General features: G+C 62.8%; 20 protein-coding genes and 1 tRNA gene. 9 read left to right on the forward strand and 12 right to left on the reverse strand.

Features of this window, described 5'->3' with window-relative positions:
- Window positions 1-7: 7 nt before the first annotated feature.
- Together NKG60_RS05920 and NKG60_RS05925 are read right to left on the reverse strand one after the other, a co-directional pair.
- The gene (locus tag NKG60_RS05920; RefSeq protein ID WP_352974365.1) at window positions 8-1,792 is read right to left on the reverse strand and encodes a pilus assembly protein TadG-related protein; all 1,785 of its coding nucleotides are present in this window, start codon (window positions 1,790-1,792) and stop codon (window positions 8-10) included.
- Window position 1,793: 1 nt separating this feature from the next.
- Window positions 1,794-2,219 (reverse strand): TadE family protein, encoded by a 426-nt coding sequence (locus NKG60_RS05925; protein WP_352974655.1) that lies wholly within the window; start codon window positions 2,217-2,219, stop codon window positions 1,794-1,796.
- A gap of 435 nt (window positions 2,220-2,654) precedes the next feature.
- Here NKG60_RS05925 and NKG60_RS05930 point away from each other — a divergent pair, with 435 nt between their 5' ends.
- The 4 genes from NKG60_RS05930 to NKG60_RS05945 all read left to right on the forward strand — a co-directional run bounded on the left by NKG60_RS05930 (window position 2,655) and on the right by NKG60_RS05945 (window position 8,069).
- On the forward strand, window positions 2,655-4,247 hold the full coding sequence (locus tag NKG60_RS05930) for a peptide ABC transporter substrate-binding protein (protein ID WP_352490800.1): 1,593 nt from the start codon (window positions 2,655-2,657) through the stop codon (window positions 4,245-4,247).
- Between the two features lie 166 nt (window positions 4,248-4,413).
- The gene (locus tag NKG60_RS05935) at window positions 4,414-5,337 is read left to right on the forward strand and encodes an ABC transporter permease subunit (protein WP_352490801.1); all 924 of its coding nucleotides are present in this window, start codon (window positions 4,414-4,416) and stop codon (window positions 5,335-5,337) included.
- Window positions 5,330-6,448 carry an ABC transporter permease gene (locus NKG60_RS05940; protein ID WP_352974367.1) on the forward strand — a complete coding sequence of 373 codons (1,119 nt, stop codon included), beginning with the start codon at window positions 5,330-5,332 and terminating at the stop codon, window positions 6,446-6,448. The genes NKG60_RS05935 and NKG60_RS05940 overlap by 8 nt, the downstream gene beginning before the upstream one ends.
- Before the next feature lies 1 nt (window position 6,449).
- Entirely contained in the window at window positions 6,450-8,069 is a 1,620-nt protein-coding gene (locus tag NKG60_RS05945; protein WP_254819906.1) for an ABC transporter ATP-binding protein, read from the forward strand.
- Here the strand turns inward: NKG60_RS05945 and NKG60_RS05950 are convergent.
- Together NKG60_RS05950 and NKG60_RS05955 are read right to left on the reverse strand one after the other, a co-directional pair.
- Complete coding sequence (locus NKG60_RS05950; RefSeq protein WP_352974370.1) at window positions 7,990-9,078, reverse strand: site-specific integrase; 1,089 nt, start codon at window positions 9,076-9,078, stop codon at window positions 7,990-7,992. The two genes, NKG60_RS05945 and NKG60_RS05950, sit on opposite strands and share 80 nt — an antisense overlap.
- A gap of 492 nt (window positions 9,079-9,570) precedes the next feature.
- Window positions 9,571-9,647: transfer RNA gene (locus tag NKG60_RS05955), tRNA-Pro, on the reverse strand.
- 204 nt (window positions 9,648-9,851) lie between these two features.
- Here NKG60_RS05955 and NKG60_RS05960 point away from each other — a divergent pair.
- Together NKG60_RS05960 and NKG60_RS05965 are read left to right on the forward strand one after the other, a co-directional pair.
- Window positions 9,852-11,366, forward strand: a complete 1,515-nt coding sequence (locus tag NKG60_RS05960; protein ID WP_502911827.1) for a phosphomannomutase/phosphoglucomutase — start codon at window positions 9,852-9,854, stop codon at window positions 11,364-11,366.
- A gap of 17 nt (window positions 11,367-11,383) precedes the next feature.
- Window positions 11,384-13,654: an AGE family epimerase/isomerase gene (locus tag NKG60_RS05965; RefSeq protein WP_352974372.1), complete on the forward strand. Its 2,271-nt coding sequence runs from the start codon at window positions 11,384-11,386 to the stop codon at window positions 13,652-13,654.
- Here NKG60_RS05965 and betB read toward each other — a convergent pair.
- From betB to betI, 5 genes are read right to left on the reverse strand one after another with little or no spacing between them, the layout of a single operon-like run.
- Entirely contained in the window at window positions 13,618-15,081 is a 1,464-nt protein-coding gene (gene betB, locus NKG60_RS05970) for a betaine-aldehyde dehydrogenase (protein WP_352862746.1), read from the reverse strand. The two genes, NKG60_RS05965 and betB, sit on opposite strands and share 37 nt — an antisense overlap.
- Window positions 15,082-15,139: 58 nt before the next feature.
- Entirely contained in the window at window positions 15,140-16,792 is a 1,653-nt protein-coding gene (gene betA / locus NKG60_RS05975; RefSeq protein ID WP_352974374.1) for a choline dehydrogenase, read from the reverse strand.
- Between the two features lie 3 nt (window positions 16,793-16,795).
- Entirely contained in the window at window positions 16,796-17,803 is a 1,008-nt protein-coding gene (locus NKG60_RS05980) for a threonine/serine dehydratase family protein (RefSeq protein WP_502911826.1), read from the reverse strand.
- Entirely contained in the window at window positions 17,803-19,332 is a 1,530-nt protein-coding gene (gene betC / locus NKG60_RS05985) for a choline-sulfatase (protein ID WP_352974377.1), read from the reverse strand. Before betC ends, NKG60_RS05980 begins: the two co-directional genes overlap by 1 nt.
- The gene (gene betI, locus NKG60_RS05990; RefSeq protein WP_352862742.1) at window positions 19,329-19,919 is read right to left on the reverse strand and encodes a choline-binding transcriptional repressor BetI; all 591 of its coding nucleotides are present in this window, start codon (window positions 19,917-19,919) and stop codon (window positions 19,329-19,331) included. Before betI ends, betC begins: the two co-directional genes overlap by 4 nt.
- 224 nt (window positions 19,920-20,143) lie before the next feature.
- Between betI and NKG60_RS05995 the strand changes: the two genes are divergently transcribed.
- Together NKG60_RS05995 and NKG60_RS06000 are read left to right on the forward strand one after the other, a co-directional pair.
- Window positions 20,144-21,310 carry an acetyl-CoA acetyltransferase gene (locus NKG60_RS05995; protein ID WP_352974380.1) on the forward strand — a complete coding sequence of 389 codons (1,167 nt, stop codon included), beginning with the start codon at window positions 20,144-20,146 and terminating at the stop codon, window positions 21,308-21,310.
- A gap of 25 nt (window positions 21,311-21,335) precedes the next feature.
- The gene (locus NKG60_RS06000) at window positions 21,336-22,340 is read left to right on the forward strand and encodes an asparaginase (protein ID WP_352974382.1); all 1,005 of its coding nucleotides are present in this window, start codon (window positions 21,336-21,338) and stop codon (window positions 22,338-22,340) included.
- On the opposite strand, the gene NKG60_RS06005 is transcribed toward NKG60_RS06000, so the two are convergent.
- A complete protein-coding gene (locus NKG60_RS06005; protein ID WP_352974384.1) occupies window positions 22,333-23,709 on the reverse strand; it encodes a TIGR03808 family TAT-translocated repetitive protein in 1,377 nt (458 codons plus the stop codon). The genes NKG60_RS06000 and NKG60_RS06005 overlap by 8 nt on opposite strands.
- 131 nt (window positions 23,710-23,840) lie before the next feature.
- Here NKG60_RS06005 and NKG60_RS06010 point away from each other — a divergent pair, with 131 nt between their 5' ends.
- Complete coding sequence (locus NKG60_RS06010) at window positions 23,841-24,314, forward strand: GreA/GreB family elongation factor (RefSeq protein ID WP_352665866.1); 474 nt, start codon at window positions 23,841-23,843, stop codon at window positions 24,312-24,314.
- On the opposite strand, the gene NKG60_RS06015 is transcribed toward NKG60_RS06010, so the two are convergent.
- A complete protein-coding gene (locus NKG60_RS06015) occupies window positions 24,311-24,700 on the reverse strand; it encodes a type II toxin-antitoxin system death-on-curing family toxin (RefSeq protein ID WP_352974387.1) in 390 nt (129 codons plus the stop codon). The genes NKG60_RS06010 and NKG60_RS06015 overlap by 4 nt on opposite strands.
- The gene (locus NKG60_RS06020; RefSeq protein ID WP_352974388.1) at window positions 24,697-24,918 is read right to left on the reverse strand and encodes an AbrB/MazE/SpoVT family DNA-binding domain-containing protein; all 222 of its coding nucleotides are present in this window, start codon (window positions 24,916-24,918) and stop codon (window positions 24,697-24,699) included. Before NKG60_RS06020 ends, NKG60_RS06015 begins: the two co-directional genes overlap by 4 nt.
- Window positions 24,919-24,955: the final 37 nt, after the last annotated feature.

Below are 24,955 nucleotides of genomic sequence, written 5' to 3' on the forward strand. Positions count from 1 at the left end.
CATCATCTCATTGAACGAGCACGGAGCGCCCGCAAGTCGCGCCGACAACCCGCACATCGGCCTCGCCGACATGCACGCCGACAGCTGCAAGCACGTTATAGACCAGTTCGTCGACCGGCGCCGTCACGCCGTTCAGAACCGTTACCACCGCCGGCTTCACTGTTCCGAGCAGGGCCGTCACGTCCAGCCCGAGGCCCAGTGCATTGACCGAGAGCGAGAGGCCGCTGACTAGCGATGTCGTGAGCGATTGCGTCAGGTTTTTCGTGGCGACAGTTTTTATCGTCTTGTTGGCGATATCGGTGCTGTCGAAGGTCAATGTGGTCGGATCGTTGTTGGTGATGGCAAGCGATGACGAACCCTTCACATCGAGCAGATTGAGGGTGAGCAGCAGAAGCCTCACGCTTACCTGTGCAATCGTGGCATCGGAGAACGATTGCGGATTGCTGAAATCGGCGAAGGCCGATGGGTTGTTGTCGGCGTCGCTGGCGGCAAGGTGCAGCGAGGCCACGCCAGGCTGCGCGGCGATCGAGACCTTGATGCTATCCGGCCGGCCCGTCGGGCAGCTGATGTCGGTTAGCTTGGCTTCCGCATAGGCGACTTCGACATGCAGAGGCAAGTTGACGGACAGCAGACTGATGCCGCCGCCGAGATTGGAATTGCCGATGCCGACTGTGGTGACCAGCTTGATGCGCGTCTGCGCGGTGCGCACCACGGTGCCTTTTTCCCCGACGGCCAGCCAGGGTGAGTATTGCATCGGCTCGCCGATGGCGATGGCGAGCGTGGTGGAGGTAAGTCCCGGAATAGTGGCGCCGAGATCGACCTGGACCTGGTTTGAGCCATTGGCCAGCGAGGCGGCGGCACCCAGCATGCCCATCGCGCTTGCGTCGACGGAAAAGCCGGGAGACTTTTGTCCGAGGCCGAGCTTACCGATCGAGCCAAGATCGATAAGATGACTGAGGGGTATTTTGACCGTGTTGGTGGCCCTCGACGCAATCGTCTGCAGCACAAGTTTGCTGGCGCTGCCCGACCCGGACGCATTGGCCATGGCGGTCGCGATCTGGCCTACCGTCGCTTTTGACGCCAGCACGTCGGAATAGCTGACACCTGTCAGTTGCAACTGTACGGCAAGGGCATCGACGAACGAAAGCACGTTTACATCGGCCGAGATCAGCGCGTTGTAGTCCATGACGCTGAGCGCAATGTTGGCGCCCAGCAACTTGCTGAGAAGCGCGTTGAGGATGCCGCCATTGACGCTGAGGAGCCTGGACCCGACCGAGAACATCGCTTGCGGGGTCACGCTGGCAATGGCTTCGGTGCCGACGACCGGAGTAGGGATGAGCGAACTGGCGAGATACCGGGCGGGGATTTTTTTCAGAGTGACGCGAACGGCGTTGTAAGGCGTTTTACCGGCTTCGAAGCGCTTGTCGACGCCAACGGAGGACGCCGCTGAGTATCGGCCGCCGGTGACCGACACGACGGTTTTGCCAACCGTGGGAACGATTGTCTGACCTGGCTTTTGAACAATGATGCCGGGCATTCGGTTGTCACTGAGCGTGGTTACTGCCGCGGCTTCCATATTGTTGATGTTCGACGCCGCGGTGATCGCCGCCAGATCGGTCATTGCCTGGGCTTCCCGGCGCTCCGTGTAGATCGAACCTTCGTCGACAGCGAAGGCCGCCAGCCCCAACGCGAATGGCGCTATCAGCGCCGTCATGACGGCAAAGTTCGCCTTCTTGTCGCCAACCATCGAGCGAGCGATCCCCCCGATGCCCCTCAGCAAGAACTGCGACATTTCAAATGCCTCCAATCCGGATGGTCGACCTGCGTGAGATCGTGGTTTGCGGCATCGCAAGGCTGGGCAACAGGTTCCAGATCGGCAGGTTGCTGGCATCGTACTGGATCGACACGACGAACTGATTTCCGTCGGCCGTGCTGTCCGTCGCCTGGTAGGTCAGCTTGCCGGAATCGACGAACGGGTATCCACTGGCATTGTTTTTGACGAAACTCGCCACCAGCGCCTGGCGCTCAGTTTGGTTCAATCCGGCAATCGCAGTGCGGGCGGCATCGGCGGCGATTTGCTGCAAGGAGTTGCTTGCACCAAAATAGATACCGTATGCAACCATTCCGAGTAGGAGCAGGATAAAGATCGGGGAAAGCAGGGCGAACTCGACCGCAGAAGTTCCGGACTCTTCTCCAATTTTGCGTAGATTCACCCGCATTTGGCGCAATATTTTACGCTTAAATGTGACAGTATTACTGTCTATCTTGTTCATTGCCCTTGCCCGTTGGAACCCAAGGTCGATGTGCCGATCTCATCGAAGTTTGTAACCCTTGGTTGCCTAAGAACCAATTAATACATTCTGGTAAACTGAAATGATCGGCCAGATCATTTCCCGAATCGGCGTTCTGGCCAGGAAACCCAGTCAAACTCATGGTTTCGACCATTGATTGGCCGCCCGCAAAACGACTGCCCCGGCCCCCTTACTTTGGGTGACCCCGAGAGTCTGTTGAAATAAAAAATCTCCACGTTACTGTTTGGCCACCAGCTGCCGGAAAGGGAACCGGCTGCGCGCTCGAAAGGAACCAGCCAATCGGTTTCGGGGCGTCAACACTTAGAGACGTCGCTGAAGGGCGACGTCATTAGGGAGAACTGCATGCTGAAACATGTGCTGAAGGCGACGGTACTCGCCACGACCATGGTCTTGGCCGCCGGTACGTTCTACACGCCGGCTTTCGCCGAAACCGTCTACAACCGCGGAGCCGCCGCCGAAGCGGAGACGCTCGATCCGCACAAGACCTCGACGGTCTACGAAGCCGATATCATACGCGACCTGTTCCAGGGCCTCGTCATGCATGACCAGAAGACGAATCTCATTCCGGGCGCCGCCGAAAGCTGGACGGTGTCCGACGACGGCACTGTCTACACCTTCAAGCTGCGCAAGGACGGCCTCTGGTCGGATGGCAGCCCGGTGACGGCGGACGACTTCGTTTATTCGTTCCGTCGGCTGGAAGATCCGGCCACCGCAGCCGAATACGCTTCCATGCTTTATCCCGTGAAGGGTGCCGAGGAAGTCAATACCAAGAAGGGCAAGCCGGAGGATATGGGCGTCAAGGCGATTGACGCAAATACCCTCGAAGTCACGCTTAAGGCGCCAACGCCTTACTTCCTGGAGATGCTAACCCATCAGGCAACCTATCCGGTCAACAAGGCGTCCATCGAAAAGCTTGGCGCCGACTGGATCAAGGCAGGCAAGCTGGTCTCCAACGGGGCCTTTACCGCGGCAGAGTGGATTCCCAACGACCATCTGAAACTGGTCAAGAATCCGAAATTCTGGGACGCCGCCAGCGTCAAGTTCGACGTGGTCAACTACATCCCGACCGAGGATCGCTCGTCTGCGATGAAGCGCTTCGAGGCCGGCGAATTCGACAGTTACGGTGACCTGCCGACCGAACAGCTCGCCGACCTCAGGGCCAAATTCGGCGATCAGGTCCGTGTCGGGCCATATCTCGGCATCTACTATTACGCGATCAAGACCGACAAGGCGCCGTGGGACAATGTCGAACTGCGCAACGCCATCTCGATGGCGATCGATCGCGATTTCCTTGCTGAAAAAGTCTGGCAGAATTCGATGCTGCCCGGCTATTCGATGGTGCCTCCAGGCATCGAGGGCTACACGCCGGCACTGGCCAAATACGCCGACATGTCGCAGATCGACCGCGAGGACGCTGCGAAGAAGATCCTCGAGAAACTCGGCTATACACCCGAGCATCCGTTGAAGATGCAGATCCGCTACAACACCTCGGAAAACCACAAGAACACCGCTGTCGCCATCCAGGAACAGCTGAAGCCGCTTGGCGTCGAGGTCAGCCTGCTCAACACCGACACCAAGACGCACTACTCCTTCCTCGAGCAGAAGGGCGACTATGACGTGGCGCGTGCCGCCTGGATCGCCGATTACAAGGACCCGGAAACCTTCCTCGGCATATCCCGCAAGGCCAGCGGCAATAATTATTCGAGCTATGACAGCCCGAAATTCGAAGCGGCAATGGATAAGGCCGCCGCCGCCGGCGGCAAGCCCGAACAGCGCATGAAGGAACTCGCCGAGGCCGAGCGCATCCTCGTCGACGACGTCGGCGAGATACCGCTTCTCTACTACAGCTACCACGACATCGTTTCCTCGAAGCTGCACGGCTTCGACGACAATGTGATGGACATCCATCCGTCCCGCTTCATCAGCAAGGACTGATCCCTTAGCCAGACCGCCGCGCAACTCAACGCGCGGCGGCGCCGGTTTGCCATCGCATCGGCCCGGGAACCGGATTCGATTTTCGACAATGTCGGTGCGAAGATTTGAAGGCTAGAGCGCAATCGTCCAGCCGGACGCGCGCTGCTCTGGATCAAGCGGGGCATCGATGCTGCGATTCGTTTTCCGGCGGCTGCTGACCGCCATCCCGACGCTGTTCGTCATCGTGACCATAGCGTTCTTCCTGATACGCGTCGCGCCGGGCGGCCCGTTCAACCAGGAGCGGGGCCTGAGCCCCGAGATCAGGGCCAATCTCGAAGCCCAGTTCGGCCTCAACGACCCGCTCTGGCTGCAGTACCTTCATTACTTAGGCAATCTTCTGCGCGGCAATTTCGGCCCCAGCTACAACATGCCGGATTTCACCGTCGGCGAGCTGTTCAGGGAAGGCCTGCCGATCTCGATCCAACTCGGCGCTTCGGCGCTCGTTCTGGCGCTGCTCCTCGGCAGCGTGCTCGGCACTGTTGCCGCGCTCAACCAGAACAAGCTTGCCGACTATTCGGTGATCGCGCTGGCGACCGCCGGCAGCACCATACCAACTTTTGTCATCGCCCCGGTAATCCAGCTTGTATTCGGATTGACCTGGAAGCTGCTGCCGATCGGTGGCTGGGGCGATGGAGCCCTCATCAACAAGGTCGGCCCGGTGCTGACCCTCGCTCTGCCGCAGATCGCGATCGTTGCCCGCCTGATGCGCGGCTCGATGATCGAATCGCTGCACTCGCATCACATCCGCACCGCGCGCGCTCTCGGCCTGTCCGACTGGTCAGTCGTCGTCAAGCATGCACTGCGCGGCGCCATCCTGCCGATCGTCTCCTTCACCGGTCCGGCAGCTGCAGCCCTTCTCACCGGCTCGATCATCGTCGAGACCATCTTCTCTATCCCGGGCATCGGCCGCCATTTTGTCGTTGCCGCGCTCAACCGCGACTACACACTGGTGATGGGGACGGTGGTGGTCATCGCCCTCTTCACCATTGTCTTCAACCTGATCGTCGACGTCCTCTATGGGGTCGTCGATCCGAGGGTGCGCTATGACTGATATCGCAGTTGCCGCACCAGTCGTCGGCCGGTCCCTGTGGGGTGACGCCTGGGCGCGCCTCAAGGCCAATCGCGCGGCCATGTTCAGCCTCTATTACCTTGCCTTCATCGCCGTCATCAGCGTGTTTGGGCCCTATTTCGTGCCGCACCAATACACCACCATCTATGCCGACTATGTCCGTACGCCGCCGAGCTTCTCCGCCTATCCGAAGGCCGACATGATCGAAGGCGCTCTCGATGAGGCGATCAGGCGTATGCGCGTCGACATCAAGGAGTGGCGGCAGGAGGGCAGCCATGTGTTCGCTACCGTCAAATCGTCCAAGCCGATCGACGACCGCAACATTCGCTACCTTGATCGTTCCGATACCTTTGATGACACAAAGATCGAGAGCAAATCGCCGGACGGTCTCGAAATGGTGATGAGTGCCTCGATCAAGCAGCAATATTTCCTGTTCGGCACCGACAATACCGGCCGCGATCTCCTGTCCCGAACGCTGATGGCGGGGCGCATATCGCTGGCCATCGGCCTGCTTGCCGGCATCGTGGCCGTTGTCATCGGCGTGCTCTACGGCGCCACCGCCGGCCTTGCCGGCGGCAGGGTCGACGAGGTGATGATGCGTGTCGTCGACGTGCTTTATTCTTTGCCGTTCATCTTCTTCGTCATCATGCTGGTGGTGTTCTTCGGCAGGAACTTCGTGCTGATGTTCCTGGCCGTCGGCGCGGTGCTGTGGCTCGACATGGCGCGCATCGTGCGCGGACAGGCGCTGTCGATCCGCCGGCAGGAATATGTCCAGACGGCGGAGGCGATGGGCGTCGGCCAGCGCGGCATTCTGCTGCGCCATGTGATCCCCAATTTGCTCGGGCCGGTGGTGATCTACATGACGCTGCTGGTGCCGCAGGTCATCATCCTGGAGAGTTTTTTGTCGTTCCTCGGGCTCGGCGTCCAGGAACCGATGACCAGCTGGGGCGTGCTGATTTCGGTCGGCGCCCAGAACATCGGTTCTGCCAACTGGCTGCTTTTGTTCCCGGCCTTCTTTCTCGTCTCAACGCTGTTCGCGCTGAATTTCGTCGGCGATGGGCTGCGCGACGCGCTCGACCCGAAGGATCGTTGAGATGGCTGCTTCCGAAACCATCCTCAGCGTCAAAGACCTTCGCGTCCGCTTCCGCACCCTCGACGGTGTGGTGGAGGCGGTGAAGGGCATCAATATTCACGTCAAATCAGGCGAGACTGTTGCCGTCGTCGGCGAATCCGGTTCCGGCAAGAGCCAGACGATGATGGCGGCGATGAGCCTGCTCGCCTCGAACGGCGAAGCCACCGGCACCGTCGATTATCGCGGTCGCAATCTTTTGACCTTGAGCAAGCCCGAGCTCAACAAGATCCGCGGCCGCAAGATCAGCATGATCTTCCAGGAGCCGATGACTTCGCTCGACCCGCTCTATTCGATCGGCAACCAGCTGATCGAGCCGATCCGCAAGCATCGCGGACTTGGCGCCGCCGCGGCGCGCGAGGAGGCGCTCAAGCTGCTGCGGCTGGTCCATATTCCCGATCCGGAGCGGCGGATGAAATCCTATCCGCACGAGTTGTCGGGCGGCCAGCGCCAGCGCGTCATGATTGCCATGGCGCTGGCCAACGACCCCGATATACTGATCGCCGACGAGCCGACGACCGCACTCGACGTCACCATCCAGGCGCAGATCCTCATGCTGCTGGCCGAACTGCAGCGCAAGCTCGGCATGGCGATCGTTTTCATCACTCACGATCTCGGCATCGTCCGGCGCTTTGCCGATCGGGTCTATGTGATGCGCTATGGCGAGGTGGTCGAGGAGGGCGAGGCGGAAGCGATCTTCGCCAACCCGCAGCACGCCTACACCAAGATGCTGCTCGCCGCCGAACCGACCGGCACCAAGGCGCCGCCGCCTCCGAATGCCCCGGTCCTGCTTGAAGGCAGGAACGTCGAGGTAACCTTTAAGATCGGCGGTGGATTTCTTGGCGGCGAGCCGCTGCTGCTGCGCGCCGTCGATCGCATTTCGATACGGCTGAAGCGCAACCAGACGATCGGCATCGTCGGCGAATCCGGCTCGGGAAAATCGACGCTCGGCCGCGCCTTGCTGCGGCTCCTGCCCAGCGACGGCATCATCCGGCTTGGCGACCGCGACATTTCCCACGCCGACCGCCAGGCGATGCGGCCGCTGCGGCGCGAATTGCAGCTGGTCTTCCAGGACCCGTTCGGCTCGCTGTCGCCACGCATGACCGTCGGCCAGATCATCACCGAGGGGCTACTGGTCCACGAGCCCAATCTGTCGGGCAGGCAGCGCGATCTCCGCGCCGTCGATGCCTTGCTCGAAGTCGGGCTCGACCCGAACACGCGCAACCGCTATCCGCATGAATTCTCTGGCGGCCAGCGGCAGCGCATCGCCATTGCGCGCGCCATGATCCTCAAGCCGAAAGTGGTGGTGCTGGACGAGCCGACCTCGGCGCTGGACCGCTCGGTGCAGAAGCAGATCGTCGAATTGCTGCGCAAGCTGCAGGCCGACCACGAACTGTCCTATCTGTTCATCAGCCACGATCTCGCCGTCGTGCGCGCCATGGCCGACTACATCATCGTCATGAAGCAGGGCAAGATCGTCGAGGAGGGACCGGCCGAGGCGATCTTCAGCAATCCGCAGGCAACCTACACGCAGACACTGATGGCAGCGGCCATTGACGTGACGCGATTTCGCCTGAGCGCATAGCCTTGCTGGCGATCCGCCACATGTCGACGTCGCACAGCACAGGCCACATGGCGCGGGTATAGCGAAGCACATTCGGGGTGACATCGTCGCCGAGCCCGGCTTCCACGCGGCAGGTGCGGAACGCCTTCTCGATGCGCTTTGTCGGTTTGCCCAGGCTGTCATGGACGACCGGCCGGCAGTCACAATCGATACGCTTCCAGCGGCGCATATGGGCGATCAGCCGTGACGGCAGTCGCGCCGGCGGACGCCATTTCTTGCTTTTTTTCGCGTGCTGATCTTTGCAATAGAGCACACCGCGGCCTAGGTCCGGCCAAGCTCCTGCGGCCTCGCCATCCCAATTGAGTTGCAGGATTGAAGGATGTCGGCAGCCAGTGTAGAGCCCCACAATGATAAAGCGGCAGAGATGAGCGTACTGACCGTGCTTCCGGCGCAGCCGCAATGCCGCGCGCAGCAGTCCCGCTGCTTCCTCGCGCGTCAGCCAGCGCTCGCGCGCTGCTGGTTTGTCTGGCAAGGTGACGGACGGTTTCGGATCGAGACCGTATTCCTTGGCCCAAAAGTTGATCGCCGAGCGGAGGTCCTCAAGATCGCGACGCGGGCCTGATGTAAAGTCCTTGTCTCGCCACGCCGGGAGTAACGCACGGCGGGTCTCCATCGCCGCGGCGTTGAGCTTGGCGATTCGCTCACGCTCTACTCGATTGCGCTCGCGCGAACGGTGCTCGACATAGGCGCGGCAGCGATCTCCATTGATGCTCGCGACCGGCTCGGTGCCGAAGAATTCGTTCAGAAAACGCATCCTGGCGAGAAATTCCTTTCGACCGGCAATCTTGGCCTGGCGCGCTTCGGAATAGGCGGCGAGGATGTCACCGACAGTCAGGCTGCGCGCATCGGTCTTGGAGATCGGCTGCTGATATTTGTCGGCGGAAGCAGGCCCGAGTTGAGGGCGCAGTATACCTACGCCGCTAGACACCGCTGCCGTACGGGCATGATGATGGGTCGTCACGATGATCACCCTTTTCGCTACGAACGTGTTCGTCCTGCGGACGGGGATCATTGGAGAGGCAACAAGACCGGCTCTGCAACAAGCAAAATGGGCGATAGCGCTGCGAGAAACAAAGACTTGCGAAATGCGGCGAAGGAATCGCACCGACTTGGCTTTCCCGCCGGATGATGAGTTTGGTGAGTTCCCGGAGGGTAGCTGACAGCCGCATCAAAATGGTGGCTCGGGCTATCCCATGTCGCGGTTGCAACTGAGGTGTAAATCTCACGCCGGCCTTCACGGGACGACTTGGCATTCCGAAGCGGGGGACGTTTCCGGTGCCTTGGAAATCTCGCTTTTTGTCCGTGACATCCGCTCGCGTCGGCAATATCGGGATCCGATGCCACTGGGGCACCGCTTGGCCTCTCCTCGGCCAGACTTGCCATCTTGTCGAATGTAAAGGCGCAATTTGGAAAGAGCGCCTACGAGCCCTAAACCGTGCCTCCCGGGTAGACATGTTTTTTCTGGTCGGAGTGGCAGGATTTGAACCTGCGACCCCATCGTCCCGAACGATGTGCGCTACCAGGCTGCGCTACACTCCGTGACCAGACCGCGGGCTTATAGCCGCCGCGTTTGGTTACTGCAAGCGCCTATGGCAGCGCTTCCGTCGCATTTCTTTGGCTTTAGCCGCCACGTCATACAGGTTTCAGTTTCCTGTCGCACAAACACGGCTTAAAGGGGCTTCTGTGTAACCGTCCACTTGTCTCGAAGCACCTGATTCAGCCGCCTGGAGTTTGCAGTTGTCGATGAAGATCGTTAGCGATGTCAGACCAAACACTTTTGAGTTTGAAACCTCGGCGTTGATCAAGCCGTCCGGGTTTCGCGAATATGATGCGCGCTGGTGGTTCGGCCATCCCGGCTCGAACGAAACGCCGGAACTCAATCTCATCGGCGTCCAGGCGCTCGGCATGGGGCTCGGCACGCTGATCCGTCGCCTGGGTGCCGGACCCGGCATCGTCACCGGTCACGATTTCCGCTCCTATTCGCTTGCCATAAAGCTGGCGCTGGTTTCCGGGCTGATGGCGGCCGGCGCACGGGTCAAGGATGTTGGGCTGGCCCTGTCGCCGATGGCTTATTTCGCCCAGTTCGCGCTCGACACGCCATCCGTCGCCATGGTCACTGCCTCGCACAACGAGAATGGCTGGACCGGCGTCAAGATGGGCGCGGCGCGCCCGCTGACTTTTGGTCCGGAGGAGATGAGCGCGTTGAAGGCGATCGTGCTCTCAGGCGATTTCGACCTTGTCGGTGGTGGCTCCTATGACTTCGTTGCGGATTTCCGCAAACCCTACCTTGACGATCTGACAGCGGGAAAGCGTATCTCCAGGAAGCTCAAGGTGGTGGCCGCTTGCGGCAACGGCACCGCCGGGGCTTTCGCTCCCGAGGCACTGGAAAGGATCGGCTGCGAGGTGATCCCGCTCGACGTCGAGCTCGATCATACGTTTCCCAATTACAATCCCAACCCCGAAGACATGCAGATGCTGCACGCCATTCGCGACAAGGTGCTGGAAACGGGCGCCGATGTCGGGCTCGGTTTCGACGGCGACGGCGATCGCTGCGGCGTGGTCGACAATGAAGGCAACGAGATCTTCGCCGACAAGGTCGGCGTCATGCTGGCGCGCGACATTTCGCACCTCTATCCCGGCTCGACTTTCGTCGTCGATGTCAAGTCGACCGGATTGTTCATGACTGACAAGGTGTTGCGGGAAAATGGCGCCGTCACCGACTATTGGAAAACCGGTCACTCCTATATCAAGCGGCGCGTCGCCGAACTCGGCGCTGCCGCCGGCTTCGAGAAATCGGGCCATTTCTTCTTCAATCCGCCGATCGGCCGCGGCTATGACGATGGCCTGGTAACGGCCATCGCCATATGCCAGATGCTGGATCGCAGCCCGCAAAGCAGCATGGCCGACCTCTACCGCGACCTGCCGCTGACCTTCGGCACGCCGACCATGTCGCCACACTGCGCCGACGAGCTCAAATACGGCGTCGTCGAGCGCGTCGTAGGCGAATTTCGCAAGATGAAGGACGAGGGCGCGGTCTTCGCCGGCCAGAAGATCGCCGAACTGATCACCGTCAACGGCGTCAGGGTCGTGTCGGAGGATGGTACCTGGGGGCTGGTGCGGGCATCATCGAACAAGCCGGAGCTTGTGGTGGTGGTCGAAAGCCCGGTATCGTCCGAGCGGCGCCGGCAGATGTTCGAAGCCGTCGATGCGGTGCTGCGCCGCAGCCCCGAAGTCGGCGCCTACAATCAGACCTTTTGAACGCGGGGCTTGTTTTCATGACCGAACGGATCGTCAGTTTTGTGATGAGCGGTGGCGTTGGCTCGCGGCTGTGGCCGCTGTCACGCGAGGACAATCCTAAGCAGTTCCATGATTTCTCCGGCGACGGCTCGATGCTGGCCAAGACGCTGCGCCGACTGACCGCGCGGCCGGAAGGCGAAACGCCGGTTTTCCTGATTGCCTCGGAAAGGCACGCCGACCGCGTTCATGCCGACATTGCCGGCCACGAGCTTTCCGGCGGCGGTCCGCTGTTCGAGCCGACCGGACGCAACACCGCCGCGGCCGTCGCTTTGGCAAGCCTGCGCACGCTGTCGGAATTCGGCGACAGCCTGGTGCTGGTGGTGCCGTCCGACCATGAGATCGCGACCGCGCAGCAATTCTGGCGGAGCGTCGAGGCCGGCACTGCGGCCGCGCGCCAGGGCAGGCTGGTGGTGTTCGGCATCAAGCCCGCCCAACCCGAGACCGGTTATGGCTACATCGAGGTGGCCGGCGAGCGCGATGGCATCTGCGATGTCTCGCGTTTCGTCGAAAAACCCGATCTCGCTACGGCGCAGAGCTATCTCGAGGCCGGCAATTTCTACTGGAACACCGGCATCTTCCTGTTTCGCGCCAGTGCCATGCGCGACGCGTTCATGGCTTTCCAGCCCGACATCTGGAGCGCCACCGAGGCAGCCTACCAGGGTGCCACATCGGACCTTTCCGGCCTCTACATGCCTCTGGAGCTCTATGCCGCCATCCCATCGACATCGATCGACTATGCGATCATGGAGCGCGCCAGCGGCATCGCCATGGTGCCGGCCGGCTTTCGCTGGAACGATCTCGGCTCCTGGCAATCGCTGCTCGACGTCGGCCCCTCCGACACGCACGGCAATGTCATCGTCGGCGATGTCGTCGCCATCGATTGCGAGAACTCCTATATCCGCAGCGACGGTCGCCTGCTGTCGGCCATAGGCCTGAAGGACGTCGCGATCGTGTCGACCGCCGACGCCACTTTCGTTGCTCCCGTCAGCCACAGCCAGAACGTCAAGAAGATCGTCGAGCAGCTCGAAAAAAGCGGCCGCCTCGAGACCAGGTTCACGCCCGCCGACGACCGCGTCATCGAAAGCGGCGCCTGGCAGCGCCGCGTGCACCATTGGCTGTTCGAGGAGACGGTGCCGTTATGGTCGACAGTCGGCGTCGATGAGCGTCATGGCGGGTTCCACGAGGCGCTCGGCTTCGATGCCGCCCCGCTGATGAAACCCAAGCGTATGCGCACGCAGGCCAGGCAGATCTACGCCTTCGCCGTCGCCAAGGCGCGCGGCTGGAACGGCCCGGCCGATCGGCTGATCAGCCACGGCCTCGAATTCATGGCCAGGCACGGACGTACCGACAATGGCGGCTGGGTACGCACGCTCAACATCGACGGCACTGTCGCCGACGCCGCCGAGGATGCTTACGACCATTCCTGCGTGCTCCTGGCGCTGGCACATGCCCATATGTGCGGCAATCCCGATGCGTTGCGGCTCGGCGAGGAGACCTTTGCGTTCATCGACGCGCATCTCGAGGACGAACGCCTGACAGGCTTCCGCGAGACCTCGAGCGGCGAGGGCGAGCGCCGCTCCAACCCGCACATGCATCTGCTCGAGGCATTCCTGGCCTGGCATCAGGCGACCGGGGAGCGCGCCTATCTTCGCCGCGCCGCGCGCATCGTCGATCTGTTCCGCAGCCATTTCTTCGACCCGGAAAGCTGGACGCTGGGTGAGTATTTCGACAATGAATGGCGGCCGGCCCCTGGCGAGAAGGGCACGTGGACCGAACCCGGCCATCATTTCGAATGGGCCTCGCTGCTGGTCGACTTCGCCGGGCGCAGCGGCCAGAGCGGCTTGACCGGGCTCGCCCGGAAACTTTATGCGTCGGCGATTGCCAATGGCCTGAACCGCGCCACGGGCCTCGCCTACGGCGCGGTTTCCCGACAAGGACTGCCGCTCGACCGCGTCTCGCGCAGCTGGCCGCAGGCCGAAGCGATCAAGGCGGCGATCGCGCTGGACGGTTCGGGCGGTCCCGACCTGAAGCCGGAAATCGAGGCGCGTGTCGGCCGACTGTTCCGCTGGCACATCAATCCCGCACCGCTCGGCCTGTGGATCGACCGCATCGACGAGCGCGGCCGTTCGTTGGCAAGCGAGGTGCCGGCCAGCATCTTCTATCATCTGGTCTGCGCGCTGACCCAGTATCTGGATGGTACCGCCCGCAAGGATCAGTACGGGCTGGCGACATCCCCGGTCTCGACATAGACCGACTTCAGCTGCGAATAGAGTGCCAGTGCCGCGAGCGAATTCTCGCGGCCGATACCGGACTGCTTGAAGCCGCCGAAGGGGATTTCGACCGGCGTCAGATTGTAGGCGTTGATCCAGCAGGTGCCGGCCTGCAATTCGGCGATGACGCGGTGGGCGCGCTGCAGGTCGCGTGTGAACACGCCGGCGGCGAGGCCGAATTCGGTGTCGTTGGCGCGATCGATCACCTCGTCCTCGCTGTCGAATTTCAGCACGCTCATCACCGGCCCGAAAATCTCCTCGCGGGCGATGCGCATCGTGTCGGTGACACCGGTGAACACCGTCGGCTCGACGAAGAAGCCACCCTGGAAGCCCTGCAGCGAAGGCACGTTGCCGCCGCAGGCGAGCACCGCGCCATCCTGCTTGCCCGTCTCGACGTATGAGATGACCTTGTCGTGCTGCGCCTTCGAGACCAGCGGCCCCATCTGCGTGTCCGGATCGAGCGGATCGCCGATGCGGATTTTCTTCGTCCGTTCGGTCAGCCTCTCGACGAAACGGTCATGGATGCTGCTCTGCACGAACACCCGCGTGCCGTTGGAGCAGATCTGGCCGGTCGAATAGAAATTGCCGAGCATGGCGCCGCCGATGGCATTTTCGAGGTTGGCGTCATCGAAGACGATCAGCGGCGACTTGCCGCCGAGCTCCATCGTCGCGTGCTTCATCTTCGAGCCGGCGAGCGACAGCACCTTGCGGCCGGTCGGCACCGAGCCAGTCACCGAGACTTTGGCGACGACATCATGGCCGACAAGGCCGGCGCCGACATCGCCAAAGCCTTGCACGACGTTGAACAACCCGTCGGGCAGACCGGCCTCGGTGTAGATCTCGGCGAGCGCCAGCGCTGAAAGCGGCGTGTTCTCCGACGGTTTGAACACCATCGCATTGCCCATGGCGAGGGCGGGTGCGGATTTCCAGCCGGCGATCTGGATCGGGTAGTTCCAGGCGCCGATGCCGACGCAGACGCCGAGCGCCTCGCGCCTGGTATAGGCAAAGGGTCCGCCGAGATCGACGGCCTCGCCATTAAAGGCGGCGATGGCGCCGCCGAAATATTCGAGGCAATCCGCCGCCGACGGGGCGTCCGCAACGAGCGTCTCCTGGACCGGCTTACCGGTATCCAGCGTCTCGATGCGCGCCAGATCGGCATTGCGCGCCCGCAAAATGTCGGCGGCGCGGCGCAGGATGCGGCCGCGCTCGACCGGCTTCAGCCGTGCCCAGGCCGGCTGTGCCGCACGCGCGGCCTCGATCGCGAGCTCCAGCACGTTCGGTGTCGCCGAGCGCAGCATGGCGATGGTCTCGCCGGTTGCGGGATAGATGACCGGCAGCGCAGCGCCGCGCTCGTCGTCGATATAGCGGCCGTTGACATAATGCGATGCCGTTGGCTGGGCGCGCATGACTGTTCTCCAAATCGTCTTTTCGCGGCATGCGGAATATGCGTCCGCGGATCATGGCCTATCTGTCCGACGCCTGCCAGCGCGGATTGATCCATGGTTCCTGGTTGGACGGTGGCCGCGGCGTACGCCCGAGAATGTGGTCGGCGGCCTTCTCGCCGGTCATGATCGACGGCGCGTTGAGATTGCCGTTGGTGACGCGTGGAAAGATCGACGAATCGGCGACCCGCAGCCCTTCCACGCCAATGACGCGGCATTCCGGATCGACGACGCTCATCGCATCATCGGCACGGCCCATCTTGCAGGTGCCGCAAGGATGGTAGGCGCTTTCGGCGTGGTCGCGAATGAAGGCGTCGAGCTCCTCATCCGATTGCACATGCGAGCCCGGCGACAGTTCCTTGCCGCGGTACGGATCGAAGGCCGCTTGCCCGAAGATCTCGCGGGTCAGCCGGATGCAGTGACGGAACTCCGTCCAGTCATCCGGATGCGACATGTAGTTGAAGCGGATCACCGGCTTCGATTTGGGATCGGGCGAGCGCAGCGTGACCGAACCGCGCGACTTCGACCGCATCGGCCCGACATGCGCCTGGAAACCATGCGCCTTGGCCGCCGCCTTGCCGTCATAGCGGACCGCGGCCGGGATGAAGTGATACTGGATATCGGGATAGTCGACGCCGGCGCGCGAGCGCACGAAGGCGGCCGCCTCGAAATGATTGGTGGCGCCGAGGCCGGACTTGAAGAACAGCCACTGCGCCCCGATCAGCGCCTTCGAGAACGGGTTCAGCACCGAGTTCAGCGTAATCGGCTTCGTCGATTCCTGCTGGATGTAAAGTTCCATATGGTCCTGCAGATTGCGGCCGACGCCGGGCCGGTCGGCGATCACCGGAATACCGTTCTCCCTAAGGTGCTGGCCGGGGCCGATGCCGGACAGCATCAGGATCTTGGGCGAGTTGATCGAGGACGCGGCAACGATCACCTCGCGCCGCGCTCTGACCACCTGAATCCGTTTGCGCACTTCGATCTCGACGCCGGTGGCGCGTTGATTCTCGACGATTATTCGCCGGGCGAAACCTTTGACCAGGCTGACATTTTTCCGCCTCAGCGCCGGCCTCAGATAGGCGCTCGCGGCCGACCAGCGACGGCCGCCGCGAATGGTCTGCTCCATCGGCCCAAAGCCTTCCTGCTTCGCGCCGTTATAGTCGTCGGTCAGCTCGAAGCCGGCCTGCCGGCCTGCCTCGACGAAGGCGCCATAGAGTGGGTTCGTCCTCGAGCCGCGCTGCACGGTCAGCGGGCCGCCATGGCCGCGCCAGCCATCCTCGCCGCCTGCACTGTCCTCCATGCGCTTGAAATAGGGGAGCACGTCGGCAAAGCCCCAGCCGGCCGCGCCCTGTTCGGCCCAATGGTCGAAGTCGCGGGCATGGCCGCGCACATAGACCATGCCGTTGATCGACGACGAGCCGCCGATGACCTTGCCGCGCGGCGTCGCCAGCACGCGGCCGCCGAGGTGCGGCTCCGGCTCGCTGGCAAAGCCCCAGTCGTAGAGGCTCATATTGAGCGGGATCGACAGCGCTGACGGCATCTGGATCAGCGGCCCGATATCGCTGCCGCCATATTCGATAACGATCACCGAATGCTTGCCGTCCTCCGACAGCCGGTAGGCCATGGCCGAACCGGCCGAGCCGGAGCCGATAATGACGAAATCCGCTTCAAGCATGGTTCATGCGCGCCCATGGTTCATATGCGCAATGAAATCGGCCAGCGAGACGTTGCCGCCGGTTGCCATTACGAGAACGGTCTTGCCGGTCACGTCGACCTTGCCGCCCAGCAGTGCCGCGAGCGAAGCAGCGCCCGAAGGTTCGAGCACCAACTTCAGCCGCTCGAAGGCGATGCGCATGGCGCGCCGCACCGAAGCATCGTCGACGGTGACGCCGCGAACGCCGGCGGCCTTCACCGCTGCGAACGGCGCGTCGCCGGGCCGTCGCGACATCAGCCCGTCGCAGATCGATTTCGGCCCGATCGGCATGGTTTCGATGGCGCCATGCGCCAACGACGAGCCCATGCCGTCAAAACCTTCCGGCTCCACGCCGATGATCTTCGTGGCTGGCGACAGGTAGTGGAAGGCCAGCGACACACCGCCGATCAGACCGCCGCCGCCGACCGAGCAGAACAAGAGATCGGCCTCGGCCTGCCTGGCGGCGAGCTGGTCGAGTGCCTCCAGCCCGGCGCCGGCCTGGCCGGCGACGATCTCCGGATCGTCGAACGGGTGCAGCAGCGCCAGGCCTTCGCTCGCGGCGATCTCGCGCGCCTTGGTAGCGGCGACTTCCTCACGCGCGCGCTCGCCATGGTCGGTCAGCACGACACGGGCGCCATAGCCCGACGTGGCATCGCGTTTGGCGGCAGGCGTGTCGATCGGCATGACGATGGTGACGGGAATGCCAAGCGCCTGGCCTGCCGCCGCCAGTCCTTGCGCGAAATTGCCGGAGGAATAGGCGACGACGCCCATTTTTGCTTCGTCGGGCGACAGCCGCTTCAGCCGCCAATAGGCGCCGCGCACCTTGAACGATCCGGCCCATTGCAGCGACTCGGCCTTGACGAAGACGCGCGCGGCGCCGGTCTCGCGGGCGAGTGCCGCCGATTCCAGCAGCGGCGTGATCTGCGTCGCCTTGGAGGTGACGGCATAGGCCTGCCTGAGATGGTCGAGCGAGGGGACGAGACTATCTGCCATCATTCGCCTCGCGGAAAGCGCTTCTGCTCTTCGAGCAGGTCAAGGTTCATATGGTTGCGCATGTAGCGCTCCGATGCCTTCTGCAGCGGCTGGAATTCCCAGGGGTAATGGGTGCCGTTGCGCAGCGCCGGGTAGACCACCCAGCGGCGTGCCTGGCTGGTACGCACCGCCGCGTCGAAGGCCGCCATGTCCCAGCGCCCCCGCACCTTGTCGGTGAAAGCGGCCACCAAAGCCGCATTGGCCGGATCGGCGGCGAGGTTGGTCAATTCCCGGGGATCCGATTCAAGATCAAACAGTTGCGGCGGGTCGATCTCGCAATGGATGAACTTGTAGCGGCCCTCGCGGATCGCCACCATCGGCGCATTGGAGCCTTCAGCCGCATATTCCATCAGCACCGGCGCGGAGCGTTTCTTTCCGTTCAGCAGCGGCAGCAGCGACTGGCCGTCGGTCCATGGCGCTATCGCGCTGATGTCGATGCCGGCGAGGTCGCAAAGCGTCGGCGTCACGTCGAGGTTGGAGACCGGCGTCTCGATCAGCCCGGCGTGTATGCTGTTGCCGGCGATCATCAACGGCACCCGCGCCGAACCTTCGAAGAAGCACATCTTGAACCACAGGCCGCGCTCGCCAAGCATGTCGCCATGGTCCGAGCAGAACAGGATGGTCGTGTCGTCGAGCATGCGCGTAAGCTCGAGCACGGACAGCAATTCGCCGAGCTTGTCGTCGAGATATGAGATGTTGGCGAAATAACCGCGCCGCGCGCGGCGGATCTGCTCCGTGGTGATGTCGAACCTGTCATAGTCGCTGGCGCGGTAGAGCCGCTGCGAATGCGGGTCCTGCCTGTCATAAGGAATGAAGCCGACCTCCGGCTCGAGCGCCGGGCAATCCTCGTAGTGGTCCCAGTAGCGCCGCCGTGCGACGTAGGGATCGTGCGGATGGGTGAAGGAAACCGTCAAGCACCAGGGGCGATGTCCGGCGTCGTCGGAGACGCGGGCAAAATCATAAAGCTTCTGCACCGCATGGAAGGCGACCTCGTCGTCATATTCCAGCTGGTTGGTGATCTCGGCAGTACCGGCGCCGCTCACCGAGCCGAGATTGTGATACCACCAGTCGATCCGCTCGCCGGGCTTGCGATAGTCCGGCGTCCAACCGAAGTCGGCCGGATAGATGTCGGTGGTCAGCCGCTCTTCGAAACCGTGCAATTGGTCCGGGCCGACGAAATGCATCTTGCCGGAGAGGCAGGTGTGATAGCCGGCAGCGCGCAGATGATGGGCAAAGGTCGGGATCGAAGACACGAATTCGGCGGCGTTGTCATAGACCCCTGTGCGTGACGGCAACTGGCCGCTCATGAATGCGGCGCGGCCCGGCGCGCAGAGCGGCGAGGCGGTGTAATTGTTACAAAAACGCGCCGAACGTGCGGCCAGCGCCTTCAGATGCGGCGCGTGCAGGAAGTCCGCCGGCCCATCCGGAAACAGCGTTCCGTTGAGCTGATCGACCATCACGATCAGGATGTTGGGTCGCTTGGATGTCACTGCTTCTGCCGTCCGCTGAGCTTCGTTTCGAGATAGTCCTCGACCAGTGCAATCGCGGTCGCGGCATCGGGGACGCCGTCCTTCAGCGCGCGCCTGATATAGAGCCCGTCGATCAGCGCCGCCGTCGCTTCGGCGACCCGGTCGGCCTCGCTTCTCGGCAGGATGCCGGTCAGCCCGCTGAGCAGATTGGAATGCAGCCGCCGCGCATAGACCCTGAGCAGCCGGCGAAGTGCTGCCGATTTCTGCGCCTCGACATAGAAGGCGAGCCATGCGGCGATCGTTTCGGGCCGGAACTGGATGTCGGAGAAATTGACCGCGACCACTGCCGAGACCCGCTGCCGCGCCGAGCCGGCTGCGCGAAGCGCGCGGCGCGTGTCGGCGGTGAGCTCGCTCAGGATGTGCCGCATCGTCGCCAACAGCAATTCGTCCTTGGCACCGAAATAATGGTGGGCAAGCGCCGAGGACACGCCGGCCCGGCCGGCGATTTCCGACATGGTCACATCAAGCGAGCCGCGCTCGCCGATCGCCGAGATCGTCGCGTCGATGAGCGCCCTGCGGCGTAACGGTTCCATTCCGAGTTTCGGCATTCTTGCTCCGGCCTGTCGTGGCAAGATTATTTTTTATTGACGCATCAATCAACAAAAATCCAGCCTGATTTGCTGGCAAAAGCCAGGCACTATGACCAGATGATCAAGATCAAGCGATTGTACGGTTCTGGCCCCTTCACGAAGCCGGCGGAACGGTTCATGCTTGAACAATGCTGAGCGCGCCGCAGTATCGCGTGGCCCAGGTCCACAGGATGGAGATCGCCATGACAGCATGCATCGTCGGTTGGGCGCATTCGCGCTTCGGCAAGCTCGAAGGCGAGACGTTGGAGGGCCTGATCACCAAGGTGGCAGTCGAGGCGCTCGATCATGCCGGCATCGGTCCAGATGACGTCGACGAGATCGTGCTCGGCCACTTCAACGCCGGGTTTTCCGCCCAGGATTTCACCGCGAGCCTGGTCCTCCAGGCCGACGACCGGCTGCGCTTCAAGCCGGCGACCCGCGTCGAGAACGCCTGCGCCACCGGCTCGGCGGCGGTCAGGCAAGGCATCCGCGCCATCGACGCCAATGCCGCCCGTATCGTGCTGGTGGTCGGCGCCGAGCAGATGACGACGACGCCCGGTCCCGAGATCGGCAAGAACCTGCTCAAGGCCTCGTATCTGCCGGAGGACGGTGACACGCCGGCAGGCTTCGCCGGCGTCTTCGGCAAGATCGCCCAAGCCTATTTCCAGCGCTACGGCGACCAGTCGGATGCGCTGGCGATGATCGCCGCCAAGAACCACAAGAACGGCGTCGAAAATCCCTACGCGCAGATACGCAAGGATTTCGGCTACGAGTTCTGCCGGCAGGAAAGCGAGAAGAACCCGTTCGTCGCCGGTCCGCTGAAGCGCACAGACTGCTCGCTGGTGTCGGACGGCGCCGCCGCGCTTGTCCTTGCCGACACGGCCACGGCGCTGAAGATGCGCCGCGCCGTGGCCTTCCGCGCTAATCAGCATGTGCAGGATTTCCTGCCGATGTCGAAGCGCGACATCCTCGCCTTCGAAGGCTGCGAGCAGGCCTGGAACCAGGCGCTGAAGCAGGCGGGCGTGACGCTCGGCGACCTGTCCTTCGTCGAGACGCATGACTGTTTCACCATCGCCGAACTGATCGAGTATGAGGCGATGGGCCTGGCCAGGCCGGGTGAGGGCGCCAAGCTGGCCCTGGATGGCGAGACGGCGAAAGATGGAAGGCTGCCGGTCAATCCGTCGGGCGGGCTGAAGGCCAAGGGCCATCCGATCGGCGCCACCGGCGTATCCATGCATGTGCTGAGCGCCATGCAGCTTGTCGGCGAGGCCGGCGGCATCCAGGTGCCGGGAGCAAAGCTCGGCGGCATCTTCAACATGGGTGGTGCTGCGGTCGCCAACTACGTTTCCATTCTCGACCGGATCAGATAAACCCGCCCGCATTGCGGGAGGTGACATGACAAATCCGGTTCTGGTCGAGGTCTTGCGCGGCGCAATCGTCGAGAGCGCGCATCGCGGCGCTGTTGCCGTATTCGACGCCGACGGCAAGGCTGTCTGGGAGATCGGCGACACGGGACAGCCGGTGTTCCCGCGTTCGGCGGTCAAGGCGATCCAGGCGTTGCCGCTGGTCGAGAGCGGCGCTGCCGATGCCTACGGCTTCGGTGATCGGGAGCTGGCGCTGGCCTGCGCCTCGCATTCCGGCGAGCCGCCACATGTCGAGCTCGCGCGGGCCATGCTGGCGAAGGCCGGCCTCGACGAGGCGGCACTCGAATGCGGCGCGCATTGGCCGTCGAGCCATGGGGCGACGCTGGCGCTTGCCCGCGTCGGCAGCGTGCCGAACGCGCTGCACAACAATTGTTCCGGCAAGCACTCGGGCTTCCTATGCACCTGCGTTCACAGCGGCATCGCCCATCGTGGTTACGTCAAGGCTGGCCATGCGTCGCAGGAGATGGTGCGCGAAGCGATGCAGGCGGTGACCGGCGCTGCCCATGACGCCGATCACCGCGGCACCGACGGCTGCTCGATTCCGACCTATGCCGTGCCGCTGCGCAGCTTTGCCCTTGGCTTTGCCCGCATGGCGACAGGTGCCGGTTTCGAGCCGGTGCGGGCCCGGGCAGCCAAGCGGCTGCTTTCCGCCTGTATGGCCGAGCCGTTTTTCGTCGCAGGCACGGGCAGGTCCGACGTCGCGATGATGGAGGCAGCGCCGGGCCGGATTTTCGTCAAGGGAGGCGCCGAAGGTGTTTTTTGCGCCGCCCTTCCGGAGCTTGGCCTTGGCATCGCGCTGAAATGTGACGACGGCGCTGGCCGCGCCGCTGAAGTGATGGTCGCGGCCGTGCTGGCAAAGCTTTTGCACGCCAACCACGCGCTCGCGGCAAAACTGACCGAACAGGCAAATCCGCCTATCGAAAGCCGGATCGCCGCCAAAGTCGGCGCGCTCCGGCCCACGGCCGCCCTCAACTGACGTGGTTGCGCTCGACGGTCAGATGCGCATAGCCGGCATTGCCTGACGCGGCGAGGTCGCCGGTTACTGGCTCGGCCCAGCGCTGGCCGACGATCGCGCCGTTCTGGACCCCGTCGATGACATTGTCGGAGATGATTGCCGTTCCGGCACCTTCGACCACGGTGACGACGATACCGGTCCCCGCCTTGCGGATGACGTTTCCCGTGGCGACCACATTGCGCATGAACGGTCCCCAGCCGATCTGCATGCCGTAGAGCGGCGCATTCTCGACGACATTGCCGGAAACTGTGGTGTCTGCCTCGACGCTGATGCCGACGCCGAAACCGGGCGCATCGGCAGGGTAGGGGCCGCTGGTCGAAAGATTGCGGACGATGTTGCCGGAGCAGACGCCCATGCGGCCGCCCTCGTTGAAATTGACGATCGAAATGCCGTTGGCGGCGCCATCAACGATGTTGTTTCCGATGACCGCTCCTTCGAATGAGAATTCCGAATACACGGCCGTTTCGCCCGAGCGCGAGCAGGTATTGCCGGTGATCTGCAAATTGCTGGCACTGTTGGCGCGGATCGCCGAAAACGCGCAGTCCGAAACAATATTGCCAGAGATGATGACATTGCCGGCGCGGAAGGCATTGATGCCATTGCCGTTCTGGCCGGTTCCGCCGCTGCGCGCCTGGATGCGTTCGATGCGGTTGCCGCTGACGATGGTGCCGTCTTCCGCTGCCTGCCAGCGGTGCACGAGGATGCCGCCATTGGCGCAGTCGGAGACGCTATTGCCTGATATTTCCAGGCCATCGGCCTCCACCGAATAGATGCCGGCGTCGGCTGCACCGGATATCTCCGAACGCTCGATGCGGCCCGAGGCATGCTCGAGCGCCAGACCGTTCTTGCCGCTGCCGGTAATCTGGCAATTGTCGACGACCAGATGGACGATGCGGCGCAGATCGAGCAGGCCTTGTGTGTAGTCGCCCATCGAGCGGTTGCTGCCATCGAACACCAACCCGCTGAGTTCGATATGCTCGGCCTGTTCGGCCATGATGAGATGGCCATTGCCGCCGTAGACGATCCGCGACGCGCCCGGCACGCCGGACAGGCGTACCCGGCCGGGCAGCGACAGATTGGAAACGATATAGATCCCCGGCGGCAGGAACACCGGCACGTCGCGGTCGTGCGCGTCGCGCAGCAGCTTGGTGAAAGCCTTGCTCTGGTCGTCAAGCGCGCCGGGCCGAACGCCGAGCTCGGTCACGTTGATCGCGCCACGCATCGCGGCTTTCTCGATGCCGGGCAGGTTTTTCGCCGCGGCCTTGCCGAGCGAAAGCCCCATGACGGCAAAGCCGGCGGTCTGCGCAAGCAGCGTTCGTCTGTTCAACATCGGCACAGATTCCTTGCGTTCAACGGTCGCGCCGCAGGATTCGTGCCAGACAGGCTCGGCCCGGACCGGCCCCGACGTCGGTTCGCCGGCTACGGCTTGTGGAGTCGTCGCGTCAGGCATAAGTTCGATTGATGAGCAGGGCCTTCACCCGCGAGGAAGACAGCGAAAACGCCATCGCCGGCATCGGCGAGCGGCCGATCAGCCATCACCGCAATCTGGTGACGGAACGCGGCCTGGCGCTGATCGATGCGGAGGTGGCCGCTCTGCGCGACGAACTGGGCAGAGCCGAAAAGAGGGCCGACCGCGAGCGCATCGCGCTGGTGTCGCGTGATCTCCGCTATTGGACGGCGCGGCGTGAAAGCGCCGAGCTTTCGGTGCCGGAACCGGGCAGCGACATGGTTCGCTTCGGTATGGGCGTCACCCTGGAAAGCGACGACGGCAAGAAGGTGCACTGGAAGATCGTCGGCGAGGACGAAGCCAATCCGGCCAAGGGGACAATTTCCCATATGTCGCCGATGGCGATGGCGCTGTTCGGCAAGAAGGTCGGCGAAGTTGCCGTGGTCAATGGCAAGGAATGGGAGATCGTCAAGCTCTCCGACAATTAGTCTTCGAGCTTGATGACATGATCGCGGAAGAACGCCGCGGCGCCGGCCTCGTCGATTTCGCCGGCGGCGACGCCCATGACGAATTCGTAAAGCGTGCCGTCATTGGCCGACAGGGCATAACCATTCACAATCAGAAATGCGCCGGCAGCGACAATGGCCGTGCGTTTGTTGCCGTCGACAAAGGCATGATTTCTGGCAATGCCGAAGACGTAGGCGGCTGCGAGTTCTTCAACCGACGGGTCTCCGTAGTTGGCCTTGTTCTCGGCGCGTGCGAGCGCCGATTCAAGGGCATTTTCATCCCTCAACCCTTGTGCTCCGCCGTGTCGGTGCAACTGTTCCGCGTGCATCGCTTCGACTGCACGCCGCGTCAGAAACTCCCAGCTCATTCGGCGAGCTTCTGAAGCGCTACCTTGTATTTGTCCATCACCTCGCGGGCAGCATTCATTTGCCGCTCGAAGCTGTCGTCCACCGGCTTCAGCGCAAGACCGTCACCTGTTTCAACGATTTGAAGCTGATCGCCGGCCTTCAGGTTCAGACGATCGAGAATTTCCTTCGGCAGGATCACGCCTTCGGAATTGCCGATCTTGCGAATGGTCGTGTTCATGGTGAGACATCCTGTTGCAATGCTGATTATAACTCTG

It is taken from the genome of Mesorhizobium sp. M1428 (genome assembly GCF_040317515.1).
GTDB lineage: Bacteria > Pseudomonadota > Alphaproteobacteria > Rhizobiales > Rhizobiaceae > Mesorhizobium.

Bases quoted from the DNA above. Each gene is read 5' to 3' on its own strand.
- NKG60_RS06015 (WP_352974387.1), bottom strand. From the start codon at position 24,700: ATGAGCTGGGAGTTTCTGACGCGGCGTGCAGTCGAAGCGATGCACGCG.
- NKG60_RS06020 (WP_352974388.1), bottom strand. From the start codon at position 24,918: ATGAACACGACCATTCGCAAGATCGGCAATTCCGAAGGCGTGATCCTG.
- NKG60_RS05920 (WP_352974365.1), bottom strand. From the start codon at position 1,792: ATGTCGCAGTTCTTGCTGAGGGGCATCGGGGGGATCGCTCGCTCGATG.
- betA (WP_352974374.1), bottom strand. From the start codon at position 16,792: ATGCTTGAAGCGGATTTCGTCATTATCGGCTCCGGCTCGGCCGGTTCG.
- NKG60_RS06000 (WP_352974382.1), top strand. From the start codon at position 21,336: ATGACAAATCCGGTTCTGGTCGAGGTCTTGCGCGGCGCAATCGTCGAG.
- NKG60_RS06005 (WP_352974384.1), bottom strand. From the start codon at position 23,709: ATGTTGAACAGACGAACGCTGCTTGCGCAGACCGCCGGCTTTGCCGTC.
- betB (WP_352862746.1), bottom strand. From the start codon at position 15,081: ATGCGCGCCCAGCCAACGGCATCGCATTATGTCAACGGCCGCTATATC.
- NKG60_RS05960 (WP_502911827.1), top strand. From the start codon at position 9,852: ATGAAGATCGTTAGCGATGTCAGACCAAACACTTTTGAGTTTGAAACC.
- NKG60_RS05930 (WP_352490800.1), top strand. From the start codon at position 2,655: ATGCTGAAACATGTGCTGAAGGCGACGGTACTCGCCACGACCATGGTC.
- NKG60_RS05940 (WP_352974367.1), top strand. From the start codon at position 5,330: ATGACTGATATCGCAGTTGCCGCACCAGTCGTCGGCCGGTCCCTGTGG.
- NKG60_RS05995 (WP_352974380.1), top strand. From the start codon at position 20,144: ATGACAGCATGCATCGTCGGTTGGGCGCATTCGCGCTTCGGCAAGCTC.
- NKG60_RS06010 (WP_352665866.1), top strand. From the start codon at position 23,841: ATGAGCAGGGCCTTCACCCGCGAGGAAGACAGCGAAAACGCCATCGCC.
- NKG60_RS05965 (WP_352974372.1), top strand. From the start codon at position 11,384: ATGACCGAACGGATCGTCAGTTTTGTGATGAGCGGTGGCGTTGGCTCG.
- NKG60_RS05935 (WP_352490801.1), top strand. From the start codon at position 4,414: ATGCTGCGATTCGTTTTCCGGCGGCTGCTGACCGCCATCCCGACGCTG.
- NKG60_RS05925 (WP_352974655.1), bottom strand. From the start codon at position 2,219: ATGCGGGTGAATCTACGCAAAATTGGAGAAGAGTCCGGAACTTCTGCG.
- NKG60_RS05980 (WP_502911826.1), bottom strand. From the start codon at position 17,803: ATGGCAGATAGTCTCGTCCCCTCGCTCGACCATCTCAGGCAGGCCTAT.
- NKG60_RS05945 (WP_254819906.1), top strand. From the start codon at position 6,450: ATGGCTGCTTCCGAAACCATCCTCAGCGTCAAAGACCTTCGCGTCCGC.
- betI (WP_352862742.1), bottom strand. From the start codon at position 19,919: ATGCCGAAACTCGGAATGGAACCGTTACGCCGCAGGGCGCTCATCGAC.